This window comes from Leuconostoc sp. JNUCC 76 (genome assembly GCF_053667755.1).
The window spans coordinates 299555-313623 of sequence record NZ_CM132206.1 but is presented as its reverse complement, the minus strand read 5'-3'; the positions used below and the strand labels follow the sequence as shown (position 1 = coordinate 313623).

General features: G+C 36.5%; 16 protein-coding genes and 1 tRNA gene. 4 read left to right on the top strand and 13 right to left on the bottom strand.

Annotated features, from left to right (window positions below; genetic code table 11):
- Positions 1–50 precede the first annotated feature (50 nt).
- From yajC to JNUCC76_RS01750, 13 genes are all read right to left on the bottom strand, one after another.
- On the bottom strand, positions 51–413 hold the full coding sequence (gene yajC, locus JNUCC76_RS01810) for a preprotein translocase subunit YajC (protein ID WP_454155305.1): 363 nt from the start codon (positions 411–413) through the stop codon (positions 51–53).
- Positions 414–504: 91 nt separating this feature from the next.
- Complete coding sequence (gene tgt, locus JNUCC76_RS01805; RefSeq protein WP_454155303.1) at positions 505–1725, bottom strand: tRNA guanosine(34) transglycosylase Tgt; 1221 nt, start codon at positions 1723–1725, stop codon at positions 505–507.
- A gap of 150 nt (positions 1726–1875) precedes the next feature.
- A complete protein-coding gene (locus JNUCC76_RS01800; RefSeq protein WP_454155301.1) occupies positions 1876–3111 on the bottom strand; it encodes an MFS transporter in 1236 nt (411 codons plus the stop codon).
- Positions 3108–3881, bottom strand: coding sequence for an amino acid ABC transporter ATP-binding protein (locus tag JNUCC76_RS01795; RefSeq protein WP_454155299.1), 774 nt, complete (start codon positions 3879–3881; stop codon positions 3108–3110). Before JNUCC76_RS01795 ends, JNUCC76_RS01800 begins: the two co-directional genes overlap by 4 nt.
- Before the next feature lie 10 nt (positions 3882–3891).
- Positions 3892–4863, bottom strand: a complete 972-nt coding sequence (locus JNUCC76_RS01790) for an NAD(P)-dependent oxidoreductase (protein ID WP_454155297.1) — start codon at positions 4861–4863, stop codon at positions 3892–3894.
- Between the two features lie 11 nt (positions 4864–4874).
- The gene (locus JNUCC76_RS01785; RefSeq protein ID WP_454155295.1) at positions 4875–6110 is read right to left on the bottom strand and encodes an aminotransferase-like domain-containing protein; all 1236 of its coding nucleotides are present in this window, start codon (positions 6108–6110) and stop codon (positions 4875–4877) included.
- Positions 6111–6142: 32 nt separating this feature from the next.
- On the bottom strand, positions 6143–6880 hold the full coding sequence (locus JNUCC76_RS01780; RefSeq protein WP_454155293.1) for an amino acid ABC transporter ATP-binding protein: 738 nt from the start codon (positions 6878–6880) through the stop codon (positions 6143–6145).
- Between the two features lie 2 nt (positions 6881–6882).
- Positions 6883–7587: an amino acid ABC transporter permease gene (locus JNUCC76_RS01775; RefSeq protein ID WP_454155291.1), complete on the bottom strand. Its 705-nt coding sequence runs from the start codon at positions 7585–7587 to the stop codon at positions 6883–6885.
- A 12-nt stretch (positions 7588–7599) separates the two neighbouring features.
- Positions 7600–8427: an amino acid ABC transporter substrate-binding protein gene (locus JNUCC76_RS01770; protein WP_272220595.1), complete on the bottom strand. Its 828-nt coding sequence runs from the start codon at positions 8425–8427 to the stop codon at positions 7600–7602.
- Positions 8428–8477: 50 nt separating this feature from the next.
- Positions 8478–9224 (bottom strand): amino acid ABC transporter permease, encoded by a 747-nt coding sequence (locus tag JNUCC76_RS01765; protein ID WP_454155290.1) that lies wholly within the window; start codon positions 9222–9224, stop codon positions 8478–8480.
- Between the two features lie 758 nt (positions 9225–9982).
- Positions 9983–10336: a hypothetical protein gene (locus tag JNUCC76_RS01760; RefSeq protein WP_454155288.1), complete on the bottom strand. Its 354-nt coding sequence runs from the start codon at positions 10334–10336 to the stop codon at positions 9983–9985.
- A 407-nt stretch (positions 10337–10743) separates the two neighbouring features.
- A tRNA-Glu gene (locus JNUCC76_RS01755) sits at positions 10744–10815 on the bottom strand.
- A 97-nt stretch (positions 10816–10912) separates the two neighbouring features.
- Positions 10913–11128, bottom strand: a complete 216-nt coding sequence (locus tag JNUCC76_RS01750; RefSeq protein WP_272204811.1) for a P8 family protein — start codon at positions 11126–11128, stop codon at positions 10913–10915.
- Between the two features lie 143 nt (positions 11129–11271).
- On the opposite strand from JNUCC76_RS01750, the gene JNUCC76_RS01745 reads away from it, so the two are divergent.
- The 4 genes from JNUCC76_RS01745 to JNUCC76_RS01730 are packed head-to-tail and all read left to right on the top strand — an operon-like array spanning position 11272 to position 14059.
- Positions 11272–11478 (top strand): helix-turn-helix transcriptional regulator, encoded by a 207-nt coding sequence (locus tag JNUCC76_RS01745; protein WP_272204812.1) that lies wholly within the window; start codon positions 11272–11274, stop codon positions 11476–11478.
- On the top strand, positions 11471–11938 hold the full coding sequence (locus JNUCC76_RS01740) for a hypothetical protein (protein ID WP_454155285.1): 468 nt from the start codon (positions 11471–11473) through the stop codon (positions 11936–11938). Before JNUCC76_RS01745 ends, JNUCC76_RS01740 begins: the two co-directional genes overlap by 8 nt.
- 11 nt (positions 11939–11949) lie before the next feature.
- On the top strand, positions 11950–12843 hold the full coding sequence (locus JNUCC76_RS01735) for an ABC transporter ATP-binding protein (protein WP_454155283.1): 894 nt from the start codon (positions 11950–11952) through the stop codon (positions 12841–12843).
- Positions 12836–14059 carry an ABC transporter permease gene (locus JNUCC76_RS01730; RefSeq protein ID WP_454155281.1) on the top strand — a complete coding sequence of 408 codons (1224 nt, stop codon included), beginning with the start codon at positions 12836–12838 and terminating at the stop codon, positions 14057–14059. Before JNUCC76_RS01735 ends, JNUCC76_RS01730 begins: the two co-directional genes overlap by 8 nt.
- Positions 14060–14069: the final 10 nt, after the last annotated feature.

The following is a 14069-nucleotide window of genomic DNA, read 5'->3' as shown; positions in this document are numbered from 1 at the left end:
CCATAATAAAAGGAAGCGTAAGCTTCCTTTTATTATACTGCCACTATATATTACTTGTCATCTGCTGGTTTTTCAGCATCGTCAGTAATTTTTTCACTTGTTTCTTCAACCTTATCAGCAGGTGTAATATCAGCCACAGTTGGCTTTCCAGTATCTACTGGATTGCTGATAGAACGAATAGCTGATAATTCATATGTTAAAATAACACCTTCAGCATCTAAATCAACAGTCTTTGCAGCGTTATCCACGCTATCAACAACTGCGTGCAAACCACCAATAGTTACAACTTGGCTACCTTTTTGCAAACTATTTTGCATATTTTTTTGTTGTTCACGTTGCTTCTTTTGCTGACGTGACATAAACCAGAACATTGCCACAATAATAACTAATGGCAAAATCAAATTCAATGACATTCTAACTCCTACTTTCCTAAGCGAGTTTAGCTACGTGTTTCATTTCACAGTAACTTTTACTCATTTTGCTAATACTATTATTATACCAAACTTAGAATAATCGTGCATTAGGCTTATTATATCCATATTCTTCCATAACAGTTTCACGGAAAGCCAATAGTTCATCGTTTTCAATAGCAGTGCGCATATCTTCCATAAATTGTAATAAGAAACGCAAATTATGTTCTGAGGCCAATTGCGCCCCCAACAACTCATTAGCATTGAATAAATGATGTAAATAAGAACGAGTTAAAGTTTTAAATGGATTATAGTCCGGTAAATCATATTGTGCTAAGTTGCCAAACTGTTCTTTACGAATGGGATTTGATGAGTAATAACTTAAATCAGGATCTAATGGTGTAAAGTCATTTTTATATTTTGAATTTCGAATGACAACGCGACCGTAACGTGTCATCAACGTTCCCTTGCGCCCTATTCTAGTTGGTAAGACGCAATCAAACATATCAACACCGCGCATAACACCATCTATTAATGAATCAGGGGCTGCCACACCCATCAAATAACGTGGCTTATCTTCTGGTAACAACGGCATGGTAAAGTCCAATACACGATTCATTTCAGTTTTAGATTCACCAACCGACAAACCGCCGACCGCATAACCTGGCAAATCCATGTCCACAAGATTATTAGCTGACTCCGTTCTTAATGCTTTAAACCCTGCTCCTTGAACAATACCAAATAAAGCTTGTGTATCTGTCTTTTTGTGCGCCACTTTAGCACGTTCAGCCCAACGTAATGAACGTTGCATTGAGTTTTTAATATAATCATAAGTTTCAAAATAAGGAATGGCTTCGTCTAGCTGCATCATGACGTCAGATCCGAGGTTGTTTTGAATCCGCATGGCTACTTCAGGTGATAAGAACATTCTGTCACCATTAACATGGTTCTGGAAAGTTACGCCTTCTTCTTTTAATTTACGTGCATCGGATAATGAAAAAACTTGAAAGCCACCAGAATCAGTCAAGATAGCCTGATCCCAGCCCATATATTTATGTAAACCGCCTGCTTCAGCAATTAATTCATCTCCTGGACGCACCCATAGATGATATGTATTGCTTAAAATGAATTGTGAACCAATGTCTTTTAATTCACGCGTGCCCACACCCTTCACTGCACCTTGTGTGCCAACAGGCATAAACATCGGTGTTTCAAACGTACCGTGTGGCGTGTGAATACGACCTCGTCGAGCACCTGTATACTTTTCAGTATGAAGGTGTTCATACCATACTGCAGGATGTTTTTCATTTGCCATGTTTCTTCTCCATTTCTAGCAACGTATCGACCATTTCATGTTGAAATTACCACGAAAATGGTAATTTGATACTTTACTATTGTACGTGAAAAATCCGAACACTGTCAACTTAAACAACACCTCGGAACATGGTACCGCCCTCTTCTCTTTTTATTCATTTAACAAACGATTATGGGTGATTACTAACAACAAAGTTGCAATGACCAATGTGGCCGTGAGACAATACATTCCAAAAAAACCGATAAAATTGGCAACTACACCCCACATAAAGGCCCCTAAGCCATAAGCGACATCCGTACCAGAGGAAAAAATTGCTGTTGCCCGACCACGTTGTGCTGAGGAAACATTCTTCAAAACCACTGCATTCATCAACGGAATAAGTAATGCAAACCCAAATCCATTCAAAGCACCAGCCAAAACTAACCATTCCACTGTTGCACCAAAAGCAATCATAAAATAGGCTGAGGCAATCATTAATATACCGGCTATTACTAACACATAAGACCTAAAGTATAGATATAGCTTCGCAAACCAAACACGAACTAAAGCACCAATAATCGCCTGCATAGTAAAGCTAAACCCAACAATCGTCGCTGATAAATTTTTTTGCTCACCAAATTGGACTAAGAACGCTGTAACAGCAGCATTTGCGAAACAGACCACAAAAACAATTAGACTTGGCACCCAAACACTTTTTAGACGAATTAAATCAAGAAAGCCTGTATTCTCATCTGCTACATGCTTAGCTTCTTCAACATGAGTATAATTATCCTTAACGAAAAATGATAAAACAAAAGCTAGACAAATCAATGACAAACTAAAATAGAAAAGTGATTGAAATCCAAAATTCTCAACAACAACTAACCCTATTGCAGGACCAATGGCAGCTGGTAAAGTTTGCGATATACTAAAATATCCCAAACCAATTGATAGCTTTTGCTTCGGTAACTTATCAGCTACCATAGTTGCAACCGACGTAGATTGGGTACCATTACCAATTCCTTGTAGCGCTCTTAAAACAATTAGACTAACAATTGTACTATAAAAAATCAACATAGAGAAATCAGCCATCAAAATTGCTAACCCAATAAAAATTAATTTTTTCCGACCGTATGTGTCCAGTAACTTGCCAACTGGAATTCGCGCACAAAGAGCAGCCAATCCCCAAATACCGACAACTAATCCCGACATAATCGAATTACCACCTAGATGCGTTACATAAAGTGGCAACGTACCCATTTGGGTAGTGACTGCTGTCATAACCAAGAAGTTAATCATCATTAAAATTATAAAATCCTTGGTAAAAAGACGCTGATCAGTATCTCTGCTTTGAGTACTGACTGCGCCTTTTCTTTTGTCCAAACTTTGTTGATTATTCTGCATCATGAATTTACCAATTCTGGCTCTCCAAAATTTTTACCCGATAGTCGTGCCAAAAATTGTTGAGTCCGCTTATCTTTTGGTGCATTAAATATTTCTTCTGGTGGACCTTGTTCTACCACAACGCCACCTTCCATGTACAATACCCGATCTGCCACTTCATAAGCAAATTGCATTTCATGTGTGACGACAATCATCGTGTGCCCTTCTTGTGCCAACTCTTTCATAGCGGATAAAACTTCACCAACTAATTCCGGATCCAAAGCACTAGTTGGTTCATCAAACAATAATAATTCTGGCTGCATTGCCATTGCTCGAGCAATCCCTGCACGCTGCTGTTGCCCACCAGAGAGTTGAACAGGATAATAACTTGCTCGGTCAGATAACCCAACTCTTTCTAGAGTTGACAACCCAATTTTTGTGGCCGCTTCGCGATTCATTTTTTTCACACGAATCAAACCTTCAATCACATTTTGCAATACCGTCATATTACCAAATAAAGCATGCCCTTGAAAAACCATCGCTGTCTTCAAAATTAGGTCTCGTGTATTTTGACGATCTTTTACTGTAAAATCTTTTGTCACATCATCAATCTTAATCTGTCCTTTGTCTGCTTTTTCAAGTGTATTCAAACAGCGTAAGAAAGTTGTTTTACCAGAGCCTGATGGGCCCAAGATAACAATAACTTCACCTTTATGCAGGGTTAGATCAATACCCTTTAAAATTTCATTTTGGTAAAAGGACTTGTGTACATCTTTAATTTCAATAAAACTCATTGCTTACCTCCTATTGTACAACAGTATTATCTGATTTACCTTCAATAACGATATCACGCGCATTTTCTAATGCGGTTATTGCAATATCCCGAACAGCTGCCTTCGTAAAATACGCAATGTGCGGTGTCAGCAATACATTCTCAAATTTATGAAGTGACTGGTAATAGGGATTTGTTGCAAATCCTTTCGTATCCTCATCTTCCAATGCATCAAGTGCCAAACCTTGAAATTTTCCTTGCTGTAAGTGCGTTATCAGTGCTGATGTATCAACTATCTCACCTCGAGCTGTGTTAATTAATATGGCATTTTGTTTCATTAAACTAAGATTATCAAAGTCAAATTTATGGAAAGTTTGTTTATTTAGTGGCACGTGAATGCTCAACACATCGCTTTCAACTAATAACTGTTTAAAATCAACAAATTCTATGCCTGATCCAATTAACTCCGGCTTCAGACTACGAGAATTCATCATTACCCGTGCACCCATGAATTTCAACGTCTTAGCCACAAGACTGCCCAATCGACCAGCACCATATATGCCCACGGTCACTTCTGTCAATTCTCTTCCCATAAACTCTTTTCGTTGTGTCGTTTCTGGGCTATCAAGATATCGCGGTAAATTACGTAACAACATGAGCACGCTCATCACTGTAAAATGCGATACAGATTCTGGCGAATAATCAGGAACATTAGTTATTGTCAGGTGATACTTTTCAGCAAATCCGAAATTAATATTATCATAACCTGTTGATTTGACAGAAATTTGTTTCATACCATTCTCTGCCAATCGAGCATATAATTTTTCGTCAGTTTGAAAAGATTTTCCTGGATAAAAAATAACAGCATCAAAATCGCGAGTTAAGTCAATGTTATCGTAGTTAATCGAAACAGGTAGCGTTTTAACAGAAATCAGTTGTGTGTCAGCCCACTCATCGATAATATTTTTCTCTACAGCTGAGACGTTAAAAAATAGTATTTTCATATGACCGTCTCTCAAATTACTGGGGACTTAGTTTGTTTTGCCGCTGCTGCTGCCTCAGAAATTCTTTCAATACCTGTTTTTATTTCAGATAATGTGGGTAACGTAAAGTTTAATCTAAAGTATTGCTCATATCCACTACCTGCTGCACTCATAATATTGCCTGGAATGACACCGATATGCCGCTGTTCCAATTCGTCATAAAAGACTTCGGTTGCTATATCATCATTTAGTTTAACTGATATGAAATAACCACCATCTGGTACAACAAATTTCATATTATCATCAGACTTTTGGGCTAACGATGAAATCATTGTGTCCATTTTTTCCTTGTAAAGCTGACGTAAGTAATCAATGTGTTCATTAAAGTCGTAATCGTCTATCAACTGACTGGCCAAATATTGCCAATATAAATTAGCAAACGAATCGGCAACTTGTTTCATCAAAACTAATTTTTCGAACACGACTTTTGGTGCTAACAAGTATCCCAAACGTGATCCTGGCGCTAATATTTTTGAAAAAGAACCTGCGTAAATGACATTACCCGTCTGATCAAATGATTTAATTTTTGGAATGGCTGTTTTTTCTGCATACAGCAAATCACCGTATGGATCATCCTCATAAATCATGACTTCATGTGCCTGACAAATATCATATACTTCTTGCCGCTTTTCAAGTGGCATCGATGTGCCAATCGGATTCTGAAAAGTTGGGATTAGATACAATACTTTAATCCTATGCTCTGTATCCGCTTCAAGTGTAGCTTTCAAGGCTGATGTATCAATACTTTCAGCCGCGAAATCAAACGGTAATCCTTGCACTGTGCCCCCGTAAGATTTAATCGCATTAACTGCGCCAACAAATGTTTGTTCTTCAGTTAGAACAATATCACCTTCATTCACAAATATTTTAAAAACCAAATCCATTCCTTGCGTCGAACCAGAAGTAATCAAAACATCATTATTTTCAACATCTAAGGACTGGTATTTTGCTAACCTTTCTTTGATTTGTGCTCGTAATCTCGGAATCCCTTCGGTTTCACCATACTGCATAAAGTCAAATGCATGATCACGATAAACCTTTTCAGAAACTTTGGCCAACTTTTCAACAGGAAAAGCCTGATTGCTAGGATAACCATAAGTTAGTTTAATGTAATCATCAGCCTCTTGAACATGTTTGGCTTGTTCCCGCAAAGGATTTGGGAGCAATCCTGCTACCCGTGTTGCAAATTCATAACGCTTTTCTGACATATTACGCAGTCTCCTTTGAAATTATTAATCGCTTATTGTACTGTAAAACGGTTTAAGAATGCTTTTGTTCGTTCTTCTTTTGGTGCTTCAAATATCTGTTGTGGTGTTCCTTCCTCCACAATCACGCCATCGGCCATAAAAATAACTCGGTCACTCACTTCGTACGCAAATTGCATTTCATGTGTCACTACAATCATTGCTACACCAGCTTCTTTAACCCCTTTCATGACTTTAAGCACTTCGCCCACAAGCTCTGGGTCTAACGCCGCTGTTGGTTCATCAAACAATAATACCGCTGGGTGAACTGCCAATGCTCGTGCAATACCGATGCGTTGTTTTTGTCCACCTGATAATTGTGCTGGGTAATAATCACCATGATCTGGTAAACCGACAGCCTCCAATAATTCAGCGGCACGCACTTCAGCTTCTTTAACACTAAATCCATGAACAATAACCATAGGTTCCATGATGTTTTGCTTTGCGGTTTTGTTTAAGAACAACGCATAGTTTTGAAATACCATCCCCATTTGTCGTCGCAACTGTAAAATATCATTTGCATTTGCTTGACCAAACGTAACTTGCTCATCATTAACCATTATTGATCCCGAATCGGCTGTTTCCAAAAAATTTAAGCAACGTAGGAAGGTTGTTTTTCCAGACCCAGATGGACCTAGAATAGTCACCACCTCACCCTCATTTAAAGACAAGCTAACGCCCTTAATGACCTCATTATCGTTGAAACTTTTATGGACATCCTTAACTTCAATCATTATTACGCCCTCCTTGTCTTTTTATCCATACGTCCTTCTAATAGAACAGCAGCCCGTTCAATAACAATTGTCATTAACCAGTAAATAATTGCCGCAGCAATGTAAGCTTCAAAATATTTATAGTTAGAACTAGCGGCTTGCGTTGCCGTTGAGAAAATTTCAACCACAGAAATTAATGATGCAATTGCTGTACCCTTAATTAGGTTAATCAACATATTAATAATCATTGGTAAGGCAACCGGAAAAGCTTGGGGTATTAGCACACGACGAATTGTCTGCAAGTTAGTCATACCAAGCGATCGTGCAGCGTCAAATTGAACAGTTTTCACTGACTCAAAAGCACCTCGAAATGCCTCACTCAGACCAACCATTGCCATCAAGGATAAACCAATAATTGCTAGAATGCTCATTGGTAAATCACCATAGTGCATATGCCATCCTAGTGCTTTAGCCACACGATTAAAGTTCTGGGAAGTAACCATAAAGATAAGTAAAAAAACTAAAATCAAGGGAACGCCTTTAAGAATGGTAATCATGATAGTAAACAACTGTGATAACACCGGCACTTTATAGTGTCGTACTAGTGCGATGACTAATCCTAATAATCCGCCAATAATTAAGCTAACAAACGCCATGTAAATCGTGATGGGGATGTATGGAATTAATTTAACTACCACTTGAAATATAAATCCAATATCAAAGCTCATTGAAATCCTCCATTAATCCTTAGGCACATAATCGCCCTTTAACCACTTATTACTCAACTTTTTAATTGTGCCATCCTTCTTCAACTCTTCCATTGCCTTGTTAACAGCCTTAACCAATTTTGGATCTGCTTTCTTATTAAACATTGGATATGCATTAGAATGGTTGACAGCCTTTCCATAAACTAAGTTTGTTTTGAATTGACGATTCAACAAATCAATTGAATACTTAGGAGCTGGGTAAACGTTAAACTGGTTAGAATTGATTCCCTGCGCAACTTGCTCCATTGTATAGGTTCCACGTACAACTGAATATGCATTAGCATTTTTCTTCAAGTAAGCGTCTGTTAAAGTTGCTTGGTTCGTTGAATTAGTGACATAAAGTTTCTTTCCCTTGGCATCAGCAAATGAGTTCAAAACGCCGGTTGATTTCTTTGTAGCTAACAAGGTATCCCAGACAGTATAACCAACGCTTCCAAACTTAAAGTCTTGCTTTCGTTCTGTATTTTGCTCAATTTGATTCAACGCCATTGTTGTCTTGCCACTCTTCAAGTTTGTGATTAACGTAGGAAAATCAGATAGTGTTAGCTTGAATTTATATTGTGGTAACTTTTTATCGATGGCTTGTATCAAAGCAATATCCATACCAACTGGTTTTCCGCTTTTATCTAAATAAGCAAATGGTTGGGCATCGTTACCAGAACCGACTTTAATTGTCTGCACTTTAGAAGCTGATCCACTGCTTTTTCCATTATTGTGTAATAATACAACCGCAATAACTGCTACCACGACTACAATAATGCCAATCCATAGGCCCTTACTACGACTTGCTTTGTTCTGCATAATATTACTCCTCTAGTTCTCTTCTCATTTATCAACATCTTGCGTATATATTAAGTTGTTTTTGGTGTCTCAATCACTGGTATTACAGGATTATTAGCCAAAATTGCTGTTTTGCGTGACGTAAAGTTACTGCGCTTTTCAATCCAGCGGAAGAATCTTTCTAAGATGAAACTTAAAATAACAAATATAATCATGGCGCTAATGTAAGCCTCAACTGTATGAAAGGTTGCCGTACCCAATGCTTTGGCTTTGCCAACAACATCTAATACACCGATTGTGAATGCCAATGATGTATCTTGTAGCAGGGAAATAACCATTGTCGCAAAACTTGGCACCGCAATAATGACTGCCTGAGGGAAAATAATTTTAAAATACATCTGGCGCTTTGTGTAACCTGAAGTTAAAGCCGCTTCACGTTGGCTTGCTGGCACACTTTCCAATGCGGCACGAATGATTTCCGAAAGAAAAGCCGCCATATTCAATCCGTATGTAATAAATAAATAGATCAATGGGCTGACATCGTCTGTGTTAATGCCCACATATCCTAGAAACATAGGCAGTCCATAATAAACTAAAAACATTTGTATCAAAATTGGTGTTCCTCTAATAAATGAAGTAAAGACCACAGCAATTTGTTTAAATATTGGTGTATCTTCCATTTTGACAAATGCAATGCCTGCGCCGACAATTACGCCAATTATTGTTGATACTAGAGTAAGCAACAGCGTTGTCGGTAATGCTGACAATACATCAGGCAAATATTCCCATATAAGGTGTGGTTGAAAAAAATCATTCATAAAACGCCTCCTATTTCATCGATGAAATTAAAATTACAAGAACCTAATAAAGAATAGTATTTTATACATTAATTTATAAAGTTATTAACCGGTTAAATAACATTATTTTAATTATAAAATTATCTAGGTGTTAAAATACATCATACACGTTATAAATCAATTAAACAATAATTATGTTAAATTTGTTCACAATGCACAACTAAACTAAATACATCCTATCTATTAGTTCTAAAGATTATTACCATTTGTTCGTATATTCATATCAAATGAATATAAAAAACTCAACCAATAACTATATTGGTTGAGCTTTTTCAATAATATTAGGAAGAAATAGTTTTATGATGTACTAGTGCTTGAACAGAACTAATTTAACTCGCACTATATTTCATATGTTGTTATATTTAACAAACTTTTGACAATGAATCAGAAGACGAAAATTTTAGAATGCAATATAATTTGAACAAGATAGATACCAAACGTAAAACATTTCAACTGAGAACGGCAGTGGTGGTTATCGCCATTATTTTTTCATAGTTGGATTTAAGCACGTAAGGAACACCTATGCCGCCATCTTATATATTTATCATATAGTAAAAAAATCCTAAAATTAATCAGAGGCTTTTTGTGTACAGGTTTTTAAGTATAAATAAAAGTAATCCAATCGGCATTGGTTAATCAAATTAATAAATAACGATCTAACTTAAATATAGACCGCTGTTCCAAGATCATATATCATTTATTAAAAATTGATGCAACACTTACTTACAGTGTGCTTGTATATTATTTTTAATTTGAAATGCCCATATTACTACACGTTTACCAGAATAATAACAAAACCATGCTAGCAATATTTCTATACCCATCACCGCAAGCCAAATAGTAGTTAGGATTTTTAAAAACATAGCTGGAAATAAAATTATAAATACTATAGCTACAACTATAAACCCACTAAGCATAACTAACCATACAAATATAGACAGCCAAAATTTAAAGCCAAATGGCTTATCATCGTCTACATCAAATAGTTCATCAGCAAAGCTAATAATTAATCCCAAAAATTCCATAGTATTACTCATTTCGTTTCTTTTGATTGTACTATCTACTACTTTCATGGAACTGAACAGATATAATAAATTAATTATTATTTAAAAAATAAATTATTTCTTGAACATTCTCCATATTTATCGCACCTATTCGAAATATTCTAAATGGCATCTTTTAAACTATATTTTTCAAAAATGCCACATTTGGTTCTATTATCCATAAAAAATACGCAACTCTTTTTTCAACGTTTGTAATTCATAAATTATATCATTACTAATATGTATTGAAGATTTGATAACATCTATTATACTCAGGCACACAACCGTTAATTAAAGGTGATATCCCCACAATATATCACCACACATGATTTCGTTTTTATTATAAAAGAGGGATACGATTTTCTCCCTTTTCTGCAAATAAAAAAAGGCGTTGCATAGGGTTTTTGAAACCTTATGCAACGCCATGAAATGCTAAATAGCGCTAGAGGGAGTCGAACCCTCGATTTCGGCCTGAGAAGCCGACGTCTTAACCACTTGACCATAGCGCCATAACAAATATTAAGTATACCGAAAAAACCAGCTTCCGTCAATGGTTTTTGAGCACAAAAAAAGAGATTAGAAATTAAAACTAACCTCTTTTCTGAATTATGCCTTTTGTAGTACTTTTTCAGCTTCGAGCTTAACTTCATCAGAACTCATTCCTTCATAAGCCTTCAAGTGCTTCAAAGTTTCCAAAGTATTTTTATTGCTTGTGTCCATATAATGATTCCACAATGCATCGCGTAGTGGGGTTTTGTCCTCACTCCAACTAAAGACTTCGCTCATTGGAAGATCCAATGTTTCAAATTTTTCATCAGCCATGTTTCGGCCCCCTTTTCTATACTTTAGTTATAGTTCTTATTTTCTATAATTGCAACCTTTTCGAAATGTAAGCAAAACTTTACTTTCAATGTAAAGTACGCTATACTATTTTTGTTGAATAGCCAAACTATAGGAGGCGTACTTTGATAAATCGTATTCAAGAACTAAGAAAATCACGTAAATTGACACAAGCAGATTTTGCTGCTGAACTTGAAGTAACACGTCAAACCGTGATATCACTAGAAAAAGGTAAATATAATGCCTCTTTATTTTTGGCACATCGAATTGCCAAGTTCTTTGACTTACCGATTGAAGATGTCTTTATTTTTGAGGGGGAGAAAAATGATTAATAAACTATTCGCATCACCAAAACCGGGAATAACTGACGATGAATATTGTGAAAAAGTAAAATATCAAGTCAATTTTTGGACTATGACTATAATAGTAGCTGTTGCTATTACAATGCTTTTAGCAAGTTTACAAAAATCACAAAATTCACGAAGTTTTCTACATGGATTTTCATCAGGTGTACTGGGCGGAGGTATCGGTACCATAATTACATCTAGAATACTATTTCATAATCGTAAGTATCTACACAAAAGCAAAATAAAAGCAACAGACGAACGACTACAAGAAATTAATCACCGCGCAAATACAATAACTTTTATTATGTTACTAATTGTAAGTTATATTGCTATTTGCTGGGCAACTTTTTATTGGGACCGAAAAGCTGCATATCTATATCTCTTAATTGTCTTAATTTATTTGTTCAATAGTGGTGTGCGATATCTACTAAATAAAATATTATAAGGAATAAAAATATGATTCAACTGACTAATCTGAACAAGAAGTTCGGACAAAACATTGCTGTCTCTAATATGAATATGACGCTTACCGAAGGAAAAGTAATGGGGCTCATTGGGCAAAACGGTGCTGGCAAAACGACCACTTTCCGTATGCTTTTAAACTTCATCAAACCAACATCAGGAACAATCACTTGGAACGACCAACCTATTACCCAAAACGATAAACAACGTATCGGATTCTTGCCCGAAGAACGTGGTCTATACCAAAAGCGGACCGTTGAAGAACAAATATTGTACTTTGCAGAATTACACGGTATGAAACGATCAGATGCCCGCGTTGCATTGAAAGATTGGATGAAACGCCTTGATGTCGTTGGTAAAGTGACTGATAAAGTGCAGTCACTTTCCAAAGGAAACGCACAAAAAGTTCAAATGATTGCTTCATTAATCTTTGAACCCAGTCTACTCATACTCGACGAACCTTTTTCTGGTTTAGATCCTGTCAATACAAGCTTAATGATGGATGAAATTATACGCTTACGTGACAATGGTGCAATGATTATTTTTTCAAGTCACGACATGAACAACGTGACAAAGATTTCTGACGATCTAACTATGTTAAAACGTGGAAAAATCGTTCTCCAAGGTCCCGTTCAAAATATCCGTGAACAATTTGGTCGCACACGCGTCTATGTGGAATCTCCTACTTCAAGTGCAGCATTAAAAGCTATTGATGGCGTTGCCTCAGTTACGCCACATGGTGTTGGCTATGACTTAATTTTGGCAGAAGAGGAAGCTGGGCACCGTGTGTTTGACCTCGTTACAAAAAATGGTTACATCCCCGCCTTCAGCCAACAACCACCAACACTCGATGACATATTCCGCCAGGAGGTCGCTATTCATGACTAATCAACTTTTTATTGTTATTAAAGACACTTTTCTCAGCCAATTTAAATCACGTGGTTATTGGATGCTTGTGCTTTCACCCCTGATTTTCGCTACTTTAGCCGGTGCAGTTATATTTGGTATTACCAAAATGCAAGGCAATACAACACCTAATATTGCTGTTGTTGGCAACCAAGAAGTCCGCAGTATTTTAGTGCAATCGGAAAAAGAATTAGACATCCACGTTTCCAACATAGTTAATAAGAATAAAGCCAATACAGCACTGCAAAATGAAAAGTTAGATGGTGTGTTGAGCATCAACAAAAATGAAGCCACAATTACCACACAGCCTAAAAGTGAACAGATTCCAAAAGAAAAAATTACTGCTATATTAGGCAACTTATCACGTTCCCAAAAAGCTACTCAATATGGCCTAACTGCGCAACAAACTGCTGATTTAGTGCAACCTTATAACTTGAAAAGTGTTGTCAAACAAGCAAAGCAATCCACTAATAGCGGCAATACTGAAAGTGCTAACCAATTGATAGCCAGTGCAATTGGTATCATCACTCTGGTTATTGTCATGTGGTATACATCAATGATTGCTAATGCGATTGCCAATGAAAAATCATCACGTATTATGGAAATACTACTGGCAGCGACCTCAGCACGTGTGCAATACTTTGGAAAAATTATTGGTATTTTTGCTTTGGTAGTCACACATCTGCTAATCTACATTATAGCGGGATTTACCGCTTTCATGCTTGTTAAAGAAAACAGTATCGTAAAAACGATAGCATCTAACTTAAGTGGCGTAACATTAGCATTTATCGTTTATGCAGTAGCTTTCATTCTTGTGTCTGTTGCACTTTATTTAGTATTAACATCGATGATTGCTTCACTAATTAACGATAATGCACAAGTTCAACAAGCTATTCAACCTATTTCAATGATTGCTATGGTCGGATATGTGTTTAGCTTTGTCATGACTCAAATGCCAAACAATCTCTTGGTTCGCATTCTTAGTTATATACCATTTGCCTCTCAAAGTATGATGCCAATTCGTCTCGTAACCCATACTGAGGGATGGCCTGCAGCAATTAGTGCATTGTTACTATCTGTCGTTGCTCTCTTTATACTTTTATGGTTTGGACAAGGTATTTATGCAAAGAATGTGCTATCTTATTCTGATGAATCAATTATGAAACAATTAATAGCAAGATTTCGCAGAAATAAATAAAGGAGGTCAT